The sequence below is a fragment of the Streptomyces spiroverticillatus genome (assembly GCA_014650415.1).
Lineage (GTDB): Bacteria > Actinomycetota > Actinomycetes > Streptomycetales > Streptomycetaceae > Streptomyces > Streptomyces spiroverticillatus.
On record BMUX01000018.1, the window covers coordinates 1 to 20,136 of the forward strand.

The following is a 20,136-nucleotide window of genomic DNA, read 5'->3' on the forward strand; positions in this document are numbered from 1 at the left end:
GCCCGGTAACGGGTGGAGCTGACTGGTACTAATAGGCCGAGGGCTTGTCCTCAGTTGCTCGCGTCCACTGTGTTAGTTCTGAAGCAACGAACAGTTGCTGGTAAAGAGCAGAACCCACTTAATTGAAGAGTGTGCTTGTTCGCTCGAAACCGATAGGGTTTCGGTGGTCATAGCGTTAGGGAAACGCCCGGTTACATTTCGAACCCGGAAGCTAAGCCTTTCAGCGCCGATGGTACTGCAGGGGGGACCCTGTGGGAGAGTAGGACGCCGCCGAACAATCTTTCAAAAGGACCCTTGGTCCCAGCGTTCATGCTGGGACCAAGGGTCCTTTTTGTTTTTCTGCCCGAAGCGCGTCGGATGGCCGACTGCGCGAGAATGACTGCGTTGCCCGAAGACTAGGAGTCACCCATGTCCACCAACTCTCCTGACGATCGTCCGGAGCGCGAGCCGCGTCACCGCGACAACAGCGGTGACCGGGGCGGATACCGCGGTGGTCGTGACAACGACCGTGGCCCCCGCCGTGACAACGACCGTGGTGGCTTCCGTCGCGACGACAACCGTTCCGGTGGCGGGGACCGTGGTGGGTTCCGCCGCGACGACCGTCGTGACGACCGTGGTGGTCGTCCCGCAGGTGGCGGCTACGGCCGGCGCGACGACAACGCGTCCGGCGGTGGGTTCCGTCGGGACGACAACCGTGGCGGTGGCGATCGTGGTGGCTTCCGTCGGGACGACAACCGTTCCGGTGGCGGCGACCGCGGCGGGTTCCGTGGGCGTGACGATCGTGGTGGGCGACCCAGCGGTGGTGGCTTCGAACGTCGCGACGACCGGGGCGGCGACCGTGGGGGCTTCCGGCGTGACGACCGTTCCGGTGGTGACCGTGGTGGCTTCCGTCGCGATGACAACCGCGGTGGCGGCGATCGTGGTGGCTTCCGTCGAGACGACAACCGTTCCGGTGGCGGCGACCGCGGCGGGTTCCGCCGCGACGACAACCGTTCTGGTGGCGGGTTCGAGCGTCGTGACGACCGGGGTGGCGACCGCGGTGGGTTCCGGCGGGACGACCGGCCGAGCGGTGACCGTGGCGGCTTCCGTCGGGACGACAACCGGTCCGGTGGTGGGTTCCGTCGCGACGACAACCGTGGTGGCGGGTTCGAGCGCCGGGACGACCGAGGTGGCGACCGCGGTGGGTTCCGTCGGGACGACAACCGTGGTGGGCGTCCCAGCGGTGGTGGCTTCGAGCGTCGGGACGACCGTCGTGACGACCGTGGGGGCTTCCGGCGTGACGACCGTTCCGGCGGTGACCGTGGTGGATTCCGCCGCGATGACAACCGCGGTGGACGTCCGGGCGGGTTCGAGCGTCGGGACGACCGTCGTGACGACCGCGGTGGCGACCGTGGCGGGTTCCGTCGGGACGACAACCGGTCCGGTGGCGGCTTCGAGCGTCGTGACGACCGCGGTGGTGACCGTGGCGGGTTCCGCCGCGACGACCGTGCGCCCAGGCGGGACGACGACCGTGGGTTCCGGCGGGACGACCGGCCGAGCGGTGACCGCGGCGGGTTCCGTCGCGACGACCGCCGGGACGACCGGGGGCCGCGTCGTGACGACCGGTCCGGCGGTGGCTTCCGTGGGCGGGACGACCGTGGTGGCGAGCGCGGCGGATACCGGGGCGGACGTGACGACCGTCGCGACGACCGCGGGGGCGACCGTGGTGGGTTCCGGCGTGAGGACCGGGACCGTGAGCCGATCAAGCGGCTGCCGATCCCGGACGACGTCACGGGCCACGAGATCGACCCGGACGTGCGTCAGGAGCTGATGAGCCTGCCGAAGACGCTCGCCGAGGACGTCGCCAGGAACCTGGTGATGGTCGCCAAGCTCATCGACGATGAGCCCGAGGAGGCGTACGCGTACTCGCGCATCGCCCTGCGGCTCGCGTCGCGTGTGGCCGCCGTGCGCGAGGCAGCCGGTTTCGCCGCGTACTCCACGCAGCGGTACACCGAGGCGCTCGCCGAGTTCCGGGCGACCCGTCGGATGACCGGCACCGTCGACCTGTGGCCCGTCATGGCCGACTGCGAGCGCGGTCTCGGCCGCCCCGAGCGGGCGCTGGCCATGGCCGGCGAGCCCGAGGTGCAGAAGCTGGACAAGGCCGGCCAGGTCGAGATGCGGCTCGTGGCGGCGGGTGCCCGTCGTGACATGGGGCAGATCGACGCCGCCATCGTCACGCTTCAGGGTCCGGAGCTCGGCTCCAACTCCGTACAGCCGTGGACCGCGCGACTGCGGTACGCGTACGCCGACGCCCTGCTGACGGCGGGGCGTGAGGACGAGGCGCGCGAGTGGTTCGCGAAGGCCGTCGAGGCGGACAAGGACGGCACGACCGACGCCTCGGACCGGCTGGCCGAGCTGGACGGTGTCGAGTTCGTCGACGCGCTGGACGAGGACGAGGACGACGAGCCCGGTGTGATCGAGACCGTGACGGTCGAGGCGACCGAGGACGTCGTCGAGGTGCCGGTCGAGGAGGAGCCCGTGGTGGCTCCCGCCGAGGCCGAGGAGCCGGCCGAGCGTGAGGCCGACAAGGGCTGAGTGTGAAGGGCTGAGTGTGAAGGAAGGGCGGCACTCCGGGAATCCGGGGTGCCGCCCTTTTTTGCGTTCGGGGCGAGTCAGTTGACGTCGAGACTGCGCAGGACCAGGCCGGTGGCCGGTTTCGGGCCGAAGGACGTCGACTTGCGGGGCATGGTGACACCCTGGCGGGCCAGGTCCCGTACGACTTCCTCGCGGACCGGGTGCATGAGGACGGCCGTCGCGTTGTTGCGCTCGGCCTGTTCGACCGCGGCTTCCGTGCCGTGGATGTACGCGATGTCCTCGGGGGCGTCCGGGACGTGCCAGATCTGGGCGAGGAGGGTCTCGTGCAGGACGGCCGCGTCCAGGGTGCGCCAGGCCTCCGGGCGGTCGCGGCGGACCGTGCGGGCGAGGAGGTCGGGGTCGGGGCGGTCCAGGAGGTGGTACGAGCCGTCGCCGGCCAGGAGGAACGCGTTGCCGTGGGCGGCCGCCTCGGCGAGGGCCGTCATCGCGTCCGGCAGGGGCACGTCCAGGTGTCGTACGCGGAAGGAACTGCCGACCGCGGCCAGTGCCTCGGTGACCGGGAGGCGGTGCAGCAGGCGGTGGATGGCGCGGACCTGGAGGGGGTGACGGGCGGTGTCCACCAGGAGGACCAGGCCGTAGTCCCAGGGGCTGGGGGCGGTGGAGTGCTCCTGCTGGAGGCGCAGATAGGTGGCCCAGCGGTGGTGGCCGTCGGCGATGAGCGCCTGGTGGCCGGAGAGGTCGGCGGCGGCCTCGGCGATCTCGTCCGGGTCGGTGATCGCCCAGAGGCGGTGGTGGTAGCCGTCCTCGGTGGTGGTGGCGAGGAGCGGGGGACGGGCGACGGTGCGGTCGATGACGGACGCGGTGTCGGCCGGGCCCGGGGTGCCGCGGTAGGTGAGGAGGAGGGGTTCCAGGTTTGCGGCGGTGGCGCGCATCAGGGCGGCGCGGTCCGCCACCACGTGCGGCATGACGTCCTCGTGGGGGAGGACGACGCCGTCCTCGGGGGCGGACAGGGCGAGGGAGCCGATGAGGCCGCGCTGCAGGAGGCCGTCGCGGGACTGCTCGTACACGTACAGGGCGGGTACCGGGTCCGGGGCGAGGATGCCCTCGGCGGTCCAGTCGTGGAGCGTGCGCGCGGCCTGCTGGTGGCGGGCGGCGGCGGTGTCCGCCTGGGGGAGGATCAGCCGCACGATGTTGTGCGGGTCCGCGGACTCCAGGTGGAGCAGTCCGTCGGGGCGGACCACGACGTCGTACGGAGGAGAGGTGACGGCGGACAGACTGCCGACCGCCTCCGGGACGTAGCGAAGTCCGCGCAGGGGGACTAGTCGCAGGCCGTGGTCCCCGTCCGGCCCTGGTGTGGTCATTGGTGCATCGTAAGTGGGGTGGGGGGATGCGTGATGATCGGGGGAAAAGCAGTGGAGCGAGGAGCGGATCAGAATGAGCCAGCAGCAGGGCAGGACCCGTCCGGGCAGCAGTGAGAAGGCGCTCAGGGAGGCTTACGACACGGCGCTGCTGGACCTGGACGGTGTGGTGTACGCCGGGGGCGAGGCGATCGTGCACGCGGTGGATGTGCTGGGGGTGGCGCGGGACGGGGGGATGCACCTCGCGTACGTCACGAACAACGCGCTGCGGACACCGGAGGCCGTCGCCGCGCATTTGACGGAACTTGGGGTTCCGGCGGAGGCCGGGGACGTCATCACGTCGGCGCAGGCGGTGGCGCGGCTGATTTCGGAGCAGGTGCCGCAGGGGTCGCGGGTGCTGGTGATCGGCGGGGAGGGGCTGCGGGTCGCGCTGCGTGAGCGGGGGCTCGTGCCGGTGGAATCGGCGGACGACGAGCCGGTCGCGGTGGCGCAGGGGTACGGGGGGCCGGACCTGGCGTGGAGCCGGTTCGCGGAGGCGTCGTACGCGATCAGGGCGGGGGTGCCGTGGTTCGCGTCGAACACGGATCTGACGATTCCCAGTGCGCGGGGGATCGCGCCCGGGAACGGGGCGGCGGTCGAGGTCGTACGGATCGCCACGGGGGCGGAGCCGCAGGTGGCGGGGAAGCCGTTGCCGCCGATGCACCGGGAGACGATTCTGCGGACCGGGGCGGAGCGGGCGTTGGTGGTCGGGGACCGGCTCGACACGGACATCGAGGGGGCGAATGTCGGGGGTGTGGATTCGCTGCTGGTGCTGACCGGGGTGACGGATGCGGTGCAGTTGTTGAGGGCGGAGGCGAAGTACCGGCCGACGTATGTGGATGCGGATCTGCGGGGGTTGCTGGTGGGGCAGCCGGAAGTGGTGGAGAGGGACGGAGGATTCGGGTGTGGGGGGTGGACGGCTTCGGTGAAGGGCGAGGCGTTGGTGGTTGAGGGGGAAGGGGATGCGATGGATGGGTTGAGGGCGATGTGTGCGGTGGCGTGGGGGAATGCGGGGGATGGGGCGTGTGGGTTGGAGGTGGAGGGGGCGGTGAAGCGGGTGGGGTTGGCGTAGGGGGCCTGGCTAGTGCGTGTGGGGGCGGTGTCCGGGTGGGCCGGGAGCGGGTGGCCTGCCCGTTCCGCCCCCGGGGGCTCGGGGGAGGCAGGGAGCGCAGGGTAGGCTAGCCTTACCTGGTGTTGGTTGAGAGTGGGCCTGGTCAGAGCGTCGAGCACGGCTCCGCTCCGGTCTCGGGCCGTAAACGGAATTCCGCGCGGGTGCTCGGGCTGCTCGTGTCCGTGGGCCTGCTGGTGCTCGTGGTGCTGGCGAGCATCGCGGTCGGGGCGAAGAACATCCCGCTCGCGGAGGTGTGGCACGGGCTGTGGCACTACTCCGGGACCCCGGACGACGTCATCGTCCGGGATGTGCGGGTGCCGCGCACCATCCTCGGGATTCTGGTCGGTGCCGCCCTCGGCACGGCCGGCGCGGTGATGCAGGGGCTCACCCGCAATCCGCTGGCCGAGCCCGGGATTCTGGGCGTCAACGCGGGGGCGTCCGCCGCCGTCGTGTCAGCGATCAGTTTCTTCGGGGTGACCTCGCTCACCGGGTACGTGTGGTTCGCGTTCCTGGGGGCGGCGGTCGTCTCCGCCGTCGTGTACGTGCTCGGCGGGAGCCGGGGGGCCACGCCCGTGCGGCTGGCGCTGGCGGGGACGGCGGCGACCGCGGCGCTCTTCGGGTACGTGAACGCCGTACAGCTGCTGGATTCGGCGGCCCTGGAGCGGCTGCGGTTCTGGACCGTGGGGTCGCTGGCGTCCGCGGACATGGCGGTCGTCGGGAAGGTCTGGCCGTTCATCGTGGCGGGGCTGGTCCTCGCGCTGGTGCTGGCGCGACCGCTGAACGCCATGGAGATGGGCGAGGACAGTGCCCGGTCGCTGGGCGTGCACCTGACCCGTACACGCGTGTTGTCGATGGTCGCCGTGACGCTGCTGTGCGGAGCGGCGACCGCCGCGTGCGGGCCGATCGTCTTCGTCGGGCTGATGGTGCCGCATCTCGTACGGGCGGTCACCGGCCCCGACATGCGGTGGATCCTGCCGTACGCAACCGTGCTCGCGCCCGTGCTGCTGCTCGGCTCCGACGTGGTCGGCCGGGTCGTCTCCCGGCCCTCGGAACTTCAGGTGGGGATCGTGACCGCGCTCATCGGCGGACCGGTCTTCATCCACCTCGTACGGCGTCGGCGGATGGGGCAGCTGTGAGCATGGACCTGCACAAGGCCGACAAGAGTCCGGCCGCGAAGACGGACGCGCGCAAGGGGGCCCGGGCCCTGCGGGTCGGCGGGGTCTCGGTGCGGTACGACGTCCGGGCGGTCGTCCTCACGCTGCTGATGGGCCTCGTGGCGCTGGCCGTCGCTGTGCTGCTCGTGCTGGTGGGCGGCGGCGACTTCCCGATGTCGCCGGGCGACGTGTTCCAGACGCTGCTGGGCAACGGCGCCATGGCGCAGGAGTTCATCGTTCTGGACGTCCGGCTGCCCCGGGTGCTGACCGCGTTGCTGGTCGGCGCGGCGCTCGGGCTGTCCGGGGCGGTCTTCCAGTCCGTCTCCCGCAACCCGCTCGGCAGCCCGGACATGCTCGGCTTCAGCCAGGGCGCGATGGTGGGCGCGCTGCTGATGATCGTGGTGTTCCGCGGGAACACCTGGACGATCGCCGCCGGCGCCCTGGTGGGCTGTCTGATCACCGGTGTGCTGGTCTACCTGCTCGCCTGGAAGCGGGGAGTGCACGGCTACCGGCTGGTGCTGGTCGGTATCGCGGCGTCCGCCATGCTGACCGCCGTCCTGCAGTACCTGCTGACCAAGGCCAACCTGGCGGACGCGACCGAGGCGATGGTGTGGCTCACCGGCTCGCTCGACGGGCGCGGCTGGGAGCAGGTGTGGCCGATGGCCGCCGCGTGCGTCGTGCTCGTACCGCTGATTCTGCGGCACGGGCGGTCGCTGCGGATGATGGAAATGGGCGACGACGCCGCGTTCGCCCTGGGTGTGCCCGTCGAGCGGGTCCGGGTGGCGCTGATCGTGCTGGCCGTGCTGCTGATGGGCGCCGCCACGGCGGCGGCCGGGCCGATCATCTTCGTCTCGCTCAGTGCGCCGCAGGTCGCACGGCGGCTGACGCGGGCGCCGGGGCCGAACCTGGTGGCCTCCGCGCTGATGGGCTCGGCGCTGCTGATCGTGGCGGACTGGGCGGCCCAGTCGGCGTTCGGCGAGCGGCAGCTTCCGGTGGGCGTGGTGACCGGTGTGGTCGGCGGCTGTTATCTGCTGTGGCTGCTGGTGACCGAGCGCAAGGCGGGACGGCTGTGACGGACGCCCGTGAGGACAGGACCAAGAACGATCTGAGGAGTACGACGCCCATGCAGCGCCTCGCCGCGGAATCCGTGACGCTCGGCTACGACGAGCGGGTCATCGCCGAGAACCTCTCGGTGGAGATCCCCGACAACTCCTTCACCGTCATCGTCGGCCCGAACGCCTGCGGCAAGTCCACCCTGCTGCGCGCCCTGTCCCGCATGCTGAAGCCCGCGCAGGGGCGGGTGCTGCTCGACGGGCAGGTCATCCAGTCGATGCCCGCGAAGAAGGTCGCCAGGACCCTGGGGCTGCTGCCGCAGTCGTCCGTCGCGCCCGACGGCATCACCGTCGCCGACCTGGTGGCCCGCGGCCGCTACCCGCACCAGGGGCTGCTGCGGCAGTGGTCGCCGGAGGACGAGCGGATCGTCGACGAGTCGATGGCCGCCACCGGGGTCGGCGAACTCGCCGAGAGGTACGTCGACGAGCTGTCCGGCGGGCAGCGGCAGCGGGTCTGGATCGCCATGGCGCTGGCCCAGCAGACACCCCTGCTGCTGCTGGACGAGCCGACCACCTACCTCGACATCCAGCACCAGATCGACGTCCTGGACCTGTGCGCGGAGCTGCATGAGACACAGGGGCGCACCCTGGTGGCCGTGCTGCACGACCTCAACCACGCGGCCCGGTACGCCACCCACCTGATCGCCATGCGCGACGGCGAGGTCGTCGCCGAGGGTGCCCCGTCGGACGTCGTCACGGCGGAGCTGGTGGAGCGGGTCTTCGGGCTGAAGTGCCAGGTCATCGACGACCCGGAGACGGGGACGCCGCTGGTGGTGCCGGCGGCGCGGAAGGCGCGTACCGCTGTGGCCTCTTGAGGTGTGCGCGAGCACCACGACCGGTGCTCGCATCGAGGCGCACCACACGTGGTGCTCGCCGCTACAGCAGTTTTCTGAGGTGCAGCAGGTCGCGAAAGCCCGCTTCCAGGCGGACGCGGCCCGAGGCCCACGCCTTGGCGAAGTTCAGCTCGCCGTCGACGAGGGCGAGAAGGTCGTCGCCCGCCATCGCGAGGCGGATCTGTGCGCGCTCGTGCGGGGGACCCGGCCTGGTGTCCTCGACGGTGATCCGGCCGTCCGCGAGACGGCCGCCGAAGGTCGTGTCGAGGTCGGTGATGTGGCAGCTGAGCGTGCGGTCGAAGGCCGCGACGCCGCGCACGCCGTCGTGGTCGGAGCGGGTGAGGTTCTCCGAGAGTCTGTCGAGTGCGTCGCGGCACTCCTGCATGGTCGCCATCAGGGCCGACCGTACCGCAGGCCTTCGCGGTAGCGTCATGACCATGGACGAAGAGGACGCAAGGGCCACCGGGGACGCGGGCGGCGAGGCCGCCGGCATGGTGGCGTACGACCCGGCCGCCCCGGCCCCGCTCGGCGTCGTGCGCGAGGCGACCGGGCACTCCGAGGTGGACGCCCGCCTGGAGCGGCTGGCCGACGTCGACCACCTCACGGCCGACGGACACATCGAGGTGTACGAGGATGTACACCGGGGGCTGCGCGAGACGCTGACCGCACTCGACGCACGCCCGGGACCTCCGGCGCCCCCCGCTTCACCGCACGACAACAGGAGCTGAACGCACGTGGCAGGAGTGGCACGCCGCCGCCTGGACGCCGAGCTGGTCCGCCGGAAGCTCGCCCGCTCGCGGGAGCACGCGAGCCAGCTCATCGCCGCAGGCCGGGTCAAGGTCGGCGGGGCGGTGGCGACGAAGGCCGCCACCCAGGTCGAGACTGCCGCGGCCCTGGTGGTGCTCCAGGACGACGACGATCCCGACTACGTCTCGCGCGGCGGCCACAAGCTGGCCGGGGCGCTGGCCGCCTTCACCCCGCTGGGCCTGAAGGTCGAGGGGCGGCGGGCGCTGGACGCCGGGGCCTCCACCGGAGGCTTCACGGACGTACTGCTGCGCGCGGGCGTGGGGCACGTCGTCGCGGTGGACGTCGGGTACGGGCAGCTCGCCTGGTCCCTCCAGTCGGACGAGCGGGTCACCGTCAAGGACCGTACGAACGTCCGTGAGATGACCCTGGAGATGATCGACGGGGTGCCGGTGGACGTGGTGGTGGGCGACCTGTCGTTCATCCCGCTGGGGCTCGTGCTGCCCGCGCTCGCGCGGTGCGCCGCCCCGGACGCGGACCTGGTGCTGATGGTGAAGCCGCAGTTCGAGGTCGGCAAGGAGCGCCTGGGCAGCGGGGGAGTGGTGCGCAGCCCCGAACTGCGGGCCGATGCCGTACGGAACGTGGCGCGGCAGGCGTGGGGGCTCGGGCTCGGGGTGCAGGGCGTGACCGCGAGTCCGCTGCCCGGGCCCTCCGGGAACGTCGAGTACTTTCTGTGGCTGAGGGCCGGAGCACCCGAGCTCGACCCCGCGGATGTTGACCGTGCAGTGGCGGAGGGGCCCAGGTGACCGGAGCAGCGACGACAGGGACGACTGGAACGGCCGGAGTGCCGGAAGCGGCGCGCGTGCTGGAGCCGGCCGCGGAACGCACGGTGTTCCTGCTGGCGCACACCGGGCGGCCCGCCGCCATCCGCAGCGCCGAGCTGGTCGTGGAGGGGCTGCTGAAGAGCGGCCTGGGGGTGCGCCTGCTGGAGTCGGAGGCGGTCGACCTGCCGCTGCCCTCGTCCGTGGAGACGGTCGTCGAGGCGACCCCGGACGTCCTCGACGGCTGCGAGCTGCTGATCGTGCTCGGCGGCGACGGCACGCTGCTGCGCGGCGCGGACATCGCCCGCGCGTCCGGGGTGCCGATGCTGGGCGTCAACCTCGGCCGGGTCGGCTTCCTCGCGGAGGCCGAACGGGACGACCTGGACAAGGTCGTGGACCGGGTCGTCACCCGTTCGTACGAGGTCGAGGAGCGGATGACGCTCGACGTCCTGGTGCACAACAACGGTGACGTCGTCCACGAGGACTGGGCGCTCAACGAGGCCGCCGTCCAGAAGGTGTCACCGGAGCGGATGCTCGAAGTGGTGCTGGAGATCGACGGACGCCCTGTCACCGGCTTCGGCTGCGACGGCATCGTGTGCGCGACACCGACCGGGTCCACCGCGTACGCCTTCTCCGCCGGCGGCCCGGTGGTGTGGCCGGAGGTGGAGGCACTGTTGATGGTGCCGATCAGCGCGCACGCGCTGTTCGCCAAGCCGCTGGTGACGTCACCGACGTCGGTGCTCGCGGTGGAGGTGCAGCCGCACACTCCCAACGGGGTGCTGTGGTGCGACGGGCGCAGGACCGTGGAACTGCCGTCGGGGGCGCGTGTGGAGGTGCGCAGGGGTGCCGTTCCGGTACGCCTGGCCCGGTTGCACCACGCGTCGTTCACCGACCGGCTGGTGGCCAAGTTCGCGCTGCCGGTGTCGGGGTGGCGGGGCGCGCCGCACTGAGTGCCGGAGGGATCAACCGGGCGATGTGCGTGTCACCCGGTCCGGGCCCCGCATCCGATTCGATCGCAAGTTCGATCAAGAGGGGTCGGGGCTGCCCGGGCCGGGCAGGTGCCCAGCATGAGGCATGTCGCGGATTTCAGGGTGGGGCTTTCGTCGGGTTCCGTACGGTCCCGGGGGGCCGGGGCGGACGGGGGCCGTCGCACGGGGGGCTCAGGACCTCGTAAGGTCGTGTCCGTGTTGGAGGAGATGCGGATACGGTCGCTCGGAGTCATCGACGACGCTGTCGTCGAGCTGTCACCCGGCTTCACGGCGGTGACCGGCGAGACCGGAGCGGGCAAGACCATGGTCGTCACCAGTCTCGGGCTGTTGCTCGGAGGCCGGGCCGACCCTGCCCTGGTACGGCTGGGGTCCAAGGCGGCGGTGGTGGAGGGGCGGCTCACGGTGCGCCCCGGCGACCCCGCCGCGCTGCGCGCCCAAGAGGCCGGGGCCGAGATCGAGGACGGGGCGCTGATCGTCAGCAGGACGGTTTCTGCGGAGGGGCGTTCGCGCGCCCACCTCGGCGGGCGTTCGGTGCCGGTGGGCGTCCTCGCGGAGCTCGCCGACGACCTGGTGGCCGTGCACGGGCAGACCGACCAGCAGGGGCTGCTGCGGCCGTCCCGGCAGCGGCAGGCCCTCGACCGGTACGCGGGCGACGCCGTCTCGGTGCCGCATGCCAAGTACGTGACCGCCTACCGGCGTCTGAAGGCCGTCTCCGCCGAACTGGACGAGATCACCACGCGGGCCCGTGAGCGGGCCCAGGAGGCCGATCTGCTGCGCTTCGGGCTGGAGGAGATCGCCGCCGTCGAACCCCTCGCCGGGGAGGACGCGGAACTCGCCGCCGAGGCCGAGCGGCTCGGGCACGCCGAGGCGCTCGCCTCCGCCGCCGCGCTCGCCCACGCGGCGCTCGCGGGCAATCCCGAGGACCCCGAGGGCGTCGACGCCAACACCCTCGTCGCGGGCGCCCAGCGGGCCGTGGACGCCGTGCGGTCGCACGACGCGGCGCTGGCGTCGCTGGCCGAGCGGATCGGCGAGATCGGCATCCTGCTGGGCGACGTGGCGGGCGAGCTCGCCGGGTACGCCGACAACCTGGACGCCGACCCGCTGCGGCTGGCCGCCGTCGAGGAGCGCAGGGCCGCGCTCACGCAGCTCACCCGCAAGTACGGGTCCGACGTCGACTCCGTACTGGCGTGGGCGCAGGAGGGTGCCGCCCGGCTCACCGAGCTGGACGGCGACGACGACCGGATCGGCGAGCTGACCGCCGAGCGCGACATCCTGCGCGGCGAACTGTCGCTCCTCGCGCAGGCGTTGACCGACGCCCGCACCGAGGCCGCCGCCCGGTTCGCCGACGCGGTGACGGCGGAACTGGCGTCCCTCGCCATGCCGCATGCCCGGGTGTCCATCGACATCCGGCAGACCGAGGACCCGGCGGCCGGCATCGAGGTGGGCGGCCGTCCGGTCCAGTTCAACTCCTCCGGCGCCGACGAGGTCGAGCTGCTGCTCGCCCCGCACCCCGGCGCGCACCCCCGCCCCATCGGCAAGGGTGCCTCCGGCGGTGAGCTGTCGCGCGTGATGCTCGCGGTGGAGGTCGTCTTCGCGGGGTCCGACCCCGTACCGACGTACCTCTTCGACGAGGTGGACGCCGGTGTCGGCGGCAAGGCGGCCGTGGAGGTCGGCCGGCGGCTGGCGAAGCTGGCGAAGTCGGCACAGGTGGTGGTCGTGACGCACTTGCCGCAGGTGGCGGCGTTCGCGGACCGGCAACTGCTGGTGGAGAAGACCAACGACGGATCTGTCACCAGGAGTGGTGTCACCGTGCTGGAGGGCGAGGACCGGGTGCGCGAGCTGTCCCGGATGCTCGCCGGCCAGGAGGACTCGGAGACCGCACGGGCGCACGCGGAGGAACTGTTGGCGACGGCAAGGGCGGACGCGTAAGTGACGGGTCGGACACGGGCGCGTGCCGCCGGGGTGCTGGGCGCCGTAGGGGCGACTCTGGCGGTACGGGCCGGGATGCGCCGGTGGCCACCGGGGGAGGCCGCCCTGTGGGAGCGGAAGAACTACGAGGGCACGGTCGTGGACCTGTACGCGGGCCCCGCCACCGCCCTCGGCGCCGCCGCCTCCGTGGCCGCTTCCCCCGCCGTTCCGGTACGTGCGAAGGCTGCCACTGTGCTGGCGGTGCTCGCCGCCGGGGGCTGCGGAGCGTATGACGACATGGTTGCCCGCAACGACCCGCGCAAGGGATTCCGCGCACACCTGGGCGCACTGCGCCAGGGCGAGATCACCAGCGGCGGCGTCAAGTTGCTCGGCATCGGTGCCGCCGGACTGGCGGCAGGCGCGCTCCTCAAGGACGGTGTCGTCGACAGGGTGCTCGCGGGAGTGGTCGTCGCGGGCACCGCACACCTGGTGAATCTCGTCGACGTACGTCCCGGGAGGGCTGTGGGCACAGTGCTCGCGCTCGGCGCTCCCGGCCTCCTCAAGGGAGGCGCGGCGGGAGCGCTCGCCGCAGCACCCGTGGGAGCCGCCGCAGCAGTGCTGGAGGACGACCTCAAGAGGCGCACGATGCTCGGCGACACAGGGGCGCACGCGCTCGGCGCCGCACTGGGCGCCGCGATCGTCACCGGGAACGGACGCACCGGACTCGTCCTGCACGCAGCCGCCCTGGTCACGGCCGCGGCCTGCGGCGACAGGGTCAGCCGTGCGGCGGGTGCGTCCTGAACGGGCGATCACTCGTGCGGGTGGTACCGGGCAGGAAGTGAAAGGGCCGGGGCACATGTGGTGCCCCAACAGCCCTGCGGGCTGGCATCCTTGGCGCCGTAATGCACACAAGTGCAGCACAAGCGCAGCAGAAGTCGTACGGAGAAGCTGCACGAGGAGCGCGGCACGGCCGCACGTGTGCGGCACCGCCCCCGCAGAGGCCCCCACTTCAGGAGCACCCACCACCGTGAGCAGCACCTCGCCACCGCCGTACGGACAGTCGCCGCTCCGCGCCGTCCAGGTCCTCGGCGGCGGCAGCGCGGGCAGCAGCGTGCACGTCAGGTCGTTGACCGCAGGGCTCGTCGCGCGGGGCGTGCGGGTCACCGTGTGCGCCCCCGCCGAACTGGAGAGCGCCTACGACTTCGCGGACGTGGGCGCCGACGTGGTGACCGTCCCCCGGCGCAGCGACCCGGTGTCGGTGGCGGCGCTGCGGGCCGCCTGCGCCGGTGCCGACATCGTCCACGCGCACGGGCTGCACGCCGCCGTGCGCACCGCAGTCGCCCTGAGCGGGCGGGCCGCCCGCCGGGGCGGGCCGCAGGGCTCGTACGCGGGACGCGGCGGCCGGGTGCCGCTCGTGGTCACCTGGCACACCCGGGCGCATGCGGAGGGGCCGCGCAGTCATGTCGTACGGCTCATGGAGCGCAGCGCCGCGCGGGCGGCCGCCGTCGTCCTGGGCACCTCCTCCGACCTGGTCGACCGGGCCCGCAGCAGGGGCGCCCGGGACGCCCGCCTCGCACCGGTGACGGTGCCCGCGCCCCGGCCGGCGGAGGACTTCCGGGAGAGCAAGGCGCGGGCCGAACTGGGCGCGGTGGAGCGGCCGTTACTGATGGCTGTCGGCAGCCTGGTGCCGTACCGGGGCTACGACGTTCTCCTGGACGCCTCCCGGGCCTGGCGCGACCTCGACCCCGCCCCGCTGGTCACCATCGCCGGAGAGGGCCGTGAGCGGGCCGCGCTCCAGCGCCGGATCGAGGACGAGGACCTTCCCGTGCGTCTGCTCGGGCGGCGCGACGACATCTCCGAACTCCTCGCCGCCGCCGACGTCGCCGTGCTGCCCAGCCGGTGGGAGGCGCGCTCGGTGCTGGCGCAGGAGGCGCTGCGCGCGGGGGTGCCGCTGGTGGCGACCCGGGTCGGCGGCATCCCGGAACTGGTCGGGGAGGCCGCTGAATTCGTACCGTACGGAGATCCTCAGGCGCTCGCGCGCACGGTGCTCGCGCTGCTCGCCGACCCGGACCGGCGGGCGGTGCTCGCCGAGGAGGGCAGGCGGCAGGCCGCCACCTGGCCGACCGAGGACGAGACGGTGGCACAGGTGCTCAGCGTGTACGACGAGCTGACGGGGCAGAGCTGACGCCTCTGAGGGCCCACGACGGGGCAGAGCTGACGCCCCTGCGGGCCCACGCCACGCCGTGTCAGGAGGCGTGCCGCCGTGCCCGCAGTGCCAGGCTCAGCGCCAGCACCGTCTGCGGGTCGTCCAGGTCGGTGCCCAGCAGTTCCGAGATGCGGGCGAGGCGGTTGTAGAGGGTCTGCCGGTTGAGGTGGAGTTCGCGGGCGGTCTCCGCCTTGCGGCCCGCGTGTGCCAGATATGTCTCCAGGGTCGGCAGCAGCGGCGGGCGCGAGGTCTTGTCGTGGTCGCGCAGCGGGCCGATCGCCCGGTCCACGAAGGCGGCCAGGTCCGGATGGTCGCGCAGCCGCCACAGCAGGAGGTCGATGTCCAGGCGCCGGGCGTCGTACCAGGGCCGGTCGTGCAGCCCCTGTGCCGCCGTCGCCGTCTCCGCCGCGTGCCGCAGGCCCGCCGAAGCGGCCGCCCAGCCGCCCGCGACGCCGACCACCACGACCGGCGGGTGCGCGCCCGCCCTGCCGAGCCCGGCGCGCTCCACACCGGCGCGCAGGGCGGCGGCGACCCGGTCGGCGACCGCGGTGCGTTCCGATTCCGTACGGAGACCGAGGAGCAGCGGCACCCGGCCCTCCACGGGACGTACGCCGAGCAGCACCGGCACGCCCACCGACGCCAGCTCCTCCAGCACGGCCCGCGCGAGGACTGCCCAGTTCCCCGACGGCGACAGCTCGGCCGCCAGTCGCATCACCACCGGCAGCAGCGGCCCCTCACCGGGCTTGAAGCCCAGCACGCGGGCCTGCGCCGGGGCCTCGTCCGCCGAGATGCGCCCCTGTGCCAGGTCGGTGAGGAAGTCGCCGCGACCGCGTGCCGCCAGCTCCTCCTCCTGGCGGGCCTGCATCAGCACGACCGCCAGGATGTCCGCCGCCCGCTCCGCCGCCATCCGGTGCACCGGCAGCAGCGGATGCGCGACCCCGAGCAGCACCAGGCGGGCCCGCACCGAGCCCACCCCGTGCCCGCCGCCGGGCACGTCCACCAGCACCCCGTTGGCGGGCGGCCCCGACTCGCGGGCCTCGCGCTGGCCGCGCAGCCCCTCCCAGACCTGGAGCGGGTCGGCCCCGGAGTCGACGGCGGTGGGCCCTGCGGCGTACAGGAGCTGGCCGTCGGCGGTTTCCAGGAAGACGGGGTTGGCGGTGAAGTCCGCGAGGATGCCCAGCACCTGCGGCACCCCGCCGCCGCCGAGCAGTGCCTCCGTGCAGCGGCGGTGCACCTCCTCCGCCTGGCGCAGCAGCGTGTAGTGCCCGTTGACGATCTCGGTGTGCACCTCTTCGGTGACGGACACGAACGGCACCTCGCGGTGCAGCTGCACCAGCGGCAGACCGGCCGCCCGTGCCGTCTCCACCAGCGTGGACGGCAGCCTGCTGAAGCGCGGCCCCAGCTCCACGACGAGCGCCGCGATGCCCCGGTCGGCGAGCCTGCGCACGAAGGCGCGCTGCTCCGCCGGGCGGGTCCCCAGGCCCAGGCCGGTCGTCAGCAGCAGCTCGCCGCCCTTGAGCAGGGAGGCGATATTGGGGACCTCCCCGGCGTGCACCCAGCGCACGGTCCGGTTGAGCCGGTCGGCGCCTGCCACGACCTCCGGGAGTCCGCTGCGGAGTCCCGGCAGTTCAAGCGCCCGTTGCACGGTGATTCCGCCCTGCGTGTCCATGGATCGGGACGGTACCCGGGCGCATGTTCCAGGAACATCACCCGGGGGTTACAGGGCGAGTCCCCGGCCCGATCGCCCCGACAACTCGTCGCGCTCCGGCGGTATTTGGACGACCGGTTGCCGATTGTGGCGTACGTCACGCGGAAGGAGACTGCATCGCCGCCCCCTCCTCCCTCCTTTCGCCGGAAAAGAGAGCGCCCCATGTCGGACAGCGCACCACCTCAGGTGAACCGCCTCAAGGCCAATTCCGTCGGTCTCGTCGGCGTCGTCTTCATGGCGGTCGCCACCGCCGCCCCGATCACCGCCATGACCGGCAACCTCCCCATCGCCGTCGGCTTCGGCAACGGCACGGGCGCCCCCGCCGGATACCTCTTCGCCACCCTCGTGCTGACCGTCTTCTCGGTCGGGTACGTCGCCATGGCCAAGCGCATCACCGCCGCCGGCGCCTTCTACGGGTACATCTCGCACGGCCTCGGCCGCATCGCGGGCATGGCGTCGGGGATGCTCGCGGTCCTCGCGTACGTCGTCTTCGAGGCATCCATCGTCGGGATCTTCGCCTACTTCGCGCAGACCACCATGAAGGCGCAGCTCGGCGTCGACCTGCCGTGGATCCTGTACGCGGCCCTCATGCTGGCGGTGACGGCGGTCCTGTCGTACTTCGACATCAACCTCACCGCGAAGGCGCTCGGCGTGATGCTGGTCGGCGAGATCGCCGTCCTCTTCGCGGTCGCCACCGCCGTCCTGCTCGCGGGCGGCGGCCCCGACGGCATCCCCGTCGAGCCGATCAACCCGGTCATCGCCTTCACCGGGACCTCCGCCGGGCTCGGGCTCTTCTTCGCGTTCTGGTCGTGGGTGGGCTTCGAGTCCACGGCGATGTACGGCGAGGAGTCCCGCAACCCCAAGAAGGTCATCCCGCGCGCCACCCTGATCTCGGTGATCGGCGTCGGGCTCTTCTACATCTACGTGTCCTGGATGACCATCGCGGGCAACGGCCTGGACGGCGCGGTGAAGGTCTCCTCCTCCGCGAGCCCGCTCGACCTCTTCTTCGACCCGACCCGCACCTTCATCGGCGGCTGGGCCGTCAACGCCTTCCAGTGGCTGCTGCTCACCGGGTCCTTCGCCTGCGGGATGGCCTTCCACCAGTGCGCCTCGCGCTATCTGTACGCCGTCGGGCGCGAGGGCTTCCTGCACCCGGCGCTGGGGCGCACGCACGCCTCGCACGGCTCCCCGTACGTGGCGTCCTTCGTGCAGTCGGGGATCGCGGTGCTGCTGGTCGGCGCGTTCTGGCTGGCGGGCGAGGACCCGTACATCCACCTCTACACGCTGCTCGCGATCCTCGGCACGATGGCGATCCTCATCGTGCAGACGCTGTGCTCGTTCGCGGTGATCGGGTACTTCCGGAAGAACCACCCGCAGGACCGGCACTGGTTCAAGACCTTCACCGCCCCGCTGCTCGGTGGCATCGGCATGATCGCGGTCGTCGTCCTGCTGGTCATGAACATGGAAACGGCGGCCGGTCTGGCCGCCGATTCGCTCTTCTTCAAGGCGATCCCGTGGATCGTCGGAGTGGTCTTCTTCGGGGGGCTCGGCCTCGGCTTCTACCTCAAGGCCAAGCGCCCCGACCGGTACGCGGTGATCGGCCGGATCGTCCTGGAGGACGCCGCCGAGCGCACCGAGTCACCGCAGGAGTCAGCCCCCGTACGCCCCTGAGGCCGTCAGCCGCAGTGCCGTGTCGATCAGCGGCACGTGGCTGAACGCCTGCGGGAAGTTGCCGACCTGGCGCTGGAGGCGGGAGTCCCACTCCTCGGCCAACAGCCCCAGGTCGTTCCGCAGCGACAGCAGCTTCTCGAAGAGCTTCCTGGCCTCGTCGACCCGGCCGATCATCGCCAGGTCGTCCGCCAGCCAGAATGAGCACGCCAGGAACGCGCCCTCGTCGCCCTCCAGGCCGTCCACGCCCGCGTTGTCCCCGTCGGTGGGGTAGCGCAGCACGAAGCCGTCCGGGGTGGACAGCTCGCGCTGGATGGCCTCGATGGTGCCGATGACGCGCTTGTCGTCGGGCGGCAGGAAGCCCATCTGCGGGATGAGGAGGAGGGAGGCGTCGAGCTCCTTGGAGCCGTACGACTGCGTGAAGGTGTTGCGCTCCGGGTCGTAGCCCTTCTCGCAGACGTCCCGGTGGATCTCCTCGCGCAGCTCGCGCCAGCGCTCCAGGGGTCCGTCCGCGTCGCCGCCCTCGATCAGCTTGATCGTGCGGTCGACGGCGACCCAGGCCATCACCTTGGAGTGCACGAAGTGGCGGCGCGGGCCGCGCACCTCCCAGATGCCCTCGTCCGGCTGGTTCCAGTGGCCCTCCAGGTAGCGGATCAGCTTCAGCTGGAGGAGGGAGGCGTAGTCGTTGCGGGCCAGGCCCGTCATGTGCGCCAGGTGCAGGGCCTCGGTGACCTCGCCGTACACGTCCAGCTGGAGCTGGTGGGCGGCGCCGTTCCCGACCCGTACCGGACCGGAGTTCTCGTAACCGGGCAGCCAGTCGAGTTCCGCCTCGCCGAGCTCTCGCTCGCCGGCGATCCCGTACATGATCTGGAGGTTCTCCGGGTCGCCCGCGACCGCGCGCAGCAGCCACTCGCGCCAGGCGCGGGCCTCCTCGCGGTAGCCGGTGCGCAGCAGCGAGGACAGGGTGATGGCGGCGTCGCGCAGCCAGGTGTAGCGGTAGTCCCAGTTGCGGGAGCCGCCGATGTCCTCCGGCAGGGAGGTCGTGGGCGCCGCGACGATGCCGCCGGTGGGGGCGTACGTCAGCGCCTTCAGCGTGATCAGCGAGCGCACGACCGCCTCGCGGTAGGGGCCGTGGTACGTACAGTGCTCGACCCACTCGCGCCAGAAGTCGACCGTGAGGTCCAGCGCGCCCTCGGGGTCGGGCAGCGGCGGCGGCTCCTTGTGCGAGGGCTGCCACTGGATGGTGAACGCGAGCCGCTCACCGGGCGCCACCGTGAAGTCGGAGTGCGTGGTGAGGTCTTGGCCGTGCGTCTCGACGTCCGTGTCCAGCCATACGGAGTCGGGGCCGGCCACCGCGACCGTGCGGCCGTCCACCCGGTGCACCCACGGCACGATCCGGCCGTAGCTGAAGCGCATCCGCAGCGCCGAGTGCATCGGCACCCGGCCGCTGACCCCCTCCACGATTCTGGTGAGCTGTGGAGCGCCGTCGCGCGGTGGCATGAAATCGGTCACCCGGACCGTGCCCCGCGGGGTGTCCCACTCCTGTTCCAGGACGAGGGAGTCCCCCACGTAGCGGCGGCGCGAGGCCGCGGGGGCCTCGGTACCTTCCGCGTAGGAGGGTCCGATCCGCCAGAAGCCGTGCTCCTCGGTCCCGAGGAGCCCGGCGAAGACGGCATGGGAGTCGAAGCGGGGCAGGCACAGCCAGTCGACTGAACCGTCCCGGCAGACCAGCGCCGCTGTCTGCATGTCTCCGATGAGTGCGTAGTCCTCGATGCGCCCGGCCACGTGCAATCTCCAGTCGAACGGCCACATTCACCCCCCACGGAAGGGGGCTGCTGCGGTCAGGGGATCTTCGACGGCGAGCTTCAGGGGCCGGGAGCGGGCGGGATGGATGCCTTCGCCGGCCGGCTC

The 20,136-nt window shown here is 72.2% G+C and carries 17 protein-coding genes and 1 rRNA gene; 13 read left to right on the plus strand and 5 right to left on the minus strand.

Annotation, left to right across the window (positions count from 1 at the left end):
* Nucleotides 1-159 precede the first annotated feature (159 nt).
* A 5S ribosomal RNA gene (gene rrf, locus IE269_RS34260) occupies nucleotides 160-276 on the plus strand.
* Between the two features lie 126 nt (nucleotides 277-402).
* On the opposite strand, the gene IE269_RS34265 is transcribed toward rrf, so the two are convergent.
* On the minus strand, nucleotides 403-1,779 hold the full coding sequence (locus tag IE269_RS34265) for a hypothetical protein (protein ID WP_189827178.1): 1,377 nt from the start codon (nucleotides 1,777-1,779) through the stop codon (nucleotides 403-405).
* A 15-nt stretch (nucleotides 1,780-1,794) separates the two neighbouring features.
* Here IE269_RS34265 and IE269_RS34270 point away from each other — a divergent pair, with 15 nt between their 5' ends.
* Nucleotides 1,795-2,574, plus strand: coding sequence for a tetratricopeptide repeat protein (locus IE269_RS34270; RefSeq protein ID WP_189827179.1), 780 nt, complete (start codon nucleotides 1,795-1,797; stop codon nucleotides 2,572-2,574).
* Nucleotides 2,575-2,651: 77 nt separating this feature from the next.
* On the opposite strand, the gene IE269_RS34275 is transcribed toward IE269_RS34270, so the two are convergent.
* On the minus strand, nucleotides 2,652-3,935 hold the full coding sequence (locus tag IE269_RS34275) for a DUF1015 family protein (protein WP_189827180.1): 1,284 nt from the start codon (nucleotides 3,933-3,935) through the stop codon (nucleotides 2,652-2,654).
* Between the two features lie 73 nt (nucleotides 3,936-4,008).
* Here IE269_RS34275 and IE269_RS34280 point away from each other — a divergent pair, with 73 nt between their 5' ends.
* From IE269_RS34280 to IE269_RS34295, 4 genes are all read left to right on the plus strand, one after another.
* Complete coding sequence (locus IE269_RS34280) at nucleotides 4,009-5,043, plus strand: HAD hydrolase-like protein (protein WP_189827181.1); 1,035 nt, start codon at nucleotides 4,009-4,011, stop codon at nucleotides 5,041-5,043.
* A gap of 119 nt (nucleotides 5,044-5,162) precedes the next feature.
* Entirely contained in the window at nucleotides 5,163-6,218 is a 1,056-nt protein-coding gene (locus IE269_RS34285; RefSeq protein WP_189827182.1) for a FecCD family ABC transporter permease, read from the plus strand.
* Nucleotides 6,219-6,220: 2 nt separating this feature from the next.
* Complete coding sequence (locus IE269_RS34290) at nucleotides 6,221-7,309, plus strand: FecCD family ABC transporter permease (protein WP_189827183.1); 1,089 nt, start codon at nucleotides 6,221-6,223, stop codon at nucleotides 7,307-7,309.
* Nucleotides 7,310-7,359: 50 nt separating this feature from the next.
* Complete coding sequence (locus tag IE269_RS34295; RefSeq protein ID WP_189827184.1) at nucleotides 7,360-8,163, plus strand: ABC transporter ATP-binding protein; 804 nt, start codon at nucleotides 7,360-7,362, stop codon at nucleotides 8,161-8,163.
* Between the two features lie 61 nt (nucleotides 8,164-8,224).
* On the opposite strand, the gene IE269_RS34300 is transcribed toward IE269_RS34295, so the two are convergent.
* Entirely contained in the window at nucleotides 8,225-8,575 is a 351-nt protein-coding gene (locus tag IE269_RS34300) for an SCP2 sterol-binding domain-containing protein (RefSeq protein WP_189827185.1), read from the minus strand.
* A 43-nt stretch (nucleotides 8,576-8,618) separates the two neighbouring features.
* Between IE269_RS34300 and IE269_RS34305 the strand changes: the two genes are divergently transcribed.
* From IE269_RS34305 to IE269_RS34330, 6 genes are all read left to right on the plus strand, one after another.
* Complete coding sequence (locus IE269_RS34305) at nucleotides 8,619-8,909, plus strand: hypothetical protein (RefSeq protein WP_189827186.1); 291 nt, start codon at nucleotides 8,619-8,621, stop codon at nucleotides 8,907-8,909.
* 6 nt (nucleotides 8,910-8,915) lie between these two features.
* Nucleotides 8,916-9,731: a TlyA family RNA methyltransferase gene (locus IE269_RS34310; RefSeq protein ID WP_189827187.1), complete on the plus strand. Its 816-nt coding sequence runs from the start codon at nucleotides 8,916-8,918 to the stop codon at nucleotides 9,729-9,731.
* Between the two features lie 59 nt (nucleotides 9,732-9,790).
* Complete coding sequence (locus IE269_RS34315) at nucleotides 9,791-10,696, plus strand: NAD kinase (protein ID WP_189827319.1); 906 nt, start codon at nucleotides 9,791-9,793, stop codon at nucleotides 10,694-10,696.
* A gap of 228 nt (nucleotides 10,697-10,924) precedes the next feature.
* On the plus strand, nucleotides 10,925-12,664 hold the full coding sequence (recN, locus tag IE269_RS34320; protein ID WP_229898162.1) for a DNA repair protein RecN: 1,740 nt from the start codon (nucleotides 10,925-10,927) through the stop codon (nucleotides 12,662-12,664).
* Entirely contained in the window at nucleotides 12,665-13,444 is a 780-nt protein-coding gene (locus IE269_RS34325; protein ID WP_189827188.1) for a hypothetical protein, read from the plus strand. It begins immediately after the preceding gene.
* A gap of 226 nt (nucleotides 13,445-13,670) precedes the next feature.
* A complete protein-coding gene (locus IE269_RS34330; protein WP_229898161.1) occupies nucleotides 13,671-14,828 on the plus strand; it encodes a glycosyltransferase family 4 protein in 1,158 nt (385 codons plus the stop codon).
* A gap of 61 nt (nucleotides 14,829-14,889) precedes the next feature.
* On the opposite strand, the gene IE269_RS34335 is transcribed toward IE269_RS34330, so the two are convergent.
* On the minus strand, nucleotides 14,890-16,518 hold the full coding sequence (locus IE269_RS34335) for a PucR family transcriptional regulator (protein WP_189827190.1): 1,629 nt from the start codon (nucleotides 16,516-16,518) through the stop codon (nucleotides 14,890-14,892).
* A 201-nt stretch (nucleotides 16,519-16,719) separates the two neighbouring features.
* Here IE269_RS34335 and IE269_RS34340 point away from each other — a divergent pair, with 201 nt between their 5' ends.
* Nucleotides 16,720-18,228: an APC family permease gene (locus IE269_RS34340; RefSeq protein ID WP_189827191.1), complete on the plus strand. Its 1,509-nt coding sequence runs from the start codon at nucleotides 16,720-16,722 to the stop codon at nucleotides 18,226-18,228.
* Here IE269_RS34340 and IE269_RS34345 read toward each other — a convergent pair.
* Complete coding sequence (locus IE269_RS34345) at nucleotides 18,208-20,010, minus strand: glycoside hydrolase family 15 protein (protein ID WP_189827192.1); 1,803 nt, start codon at nucleotides 20,008-20,010, stop codon at nucleotides 18,208-18,210. The two genes, IE269_RS34340 and IE269_RS34345, sit on opposite strands and share 21 nt — an antisense overlap.
* Nucleotides 20,011-20,136 lie beyond the last annotated feature (126 nt).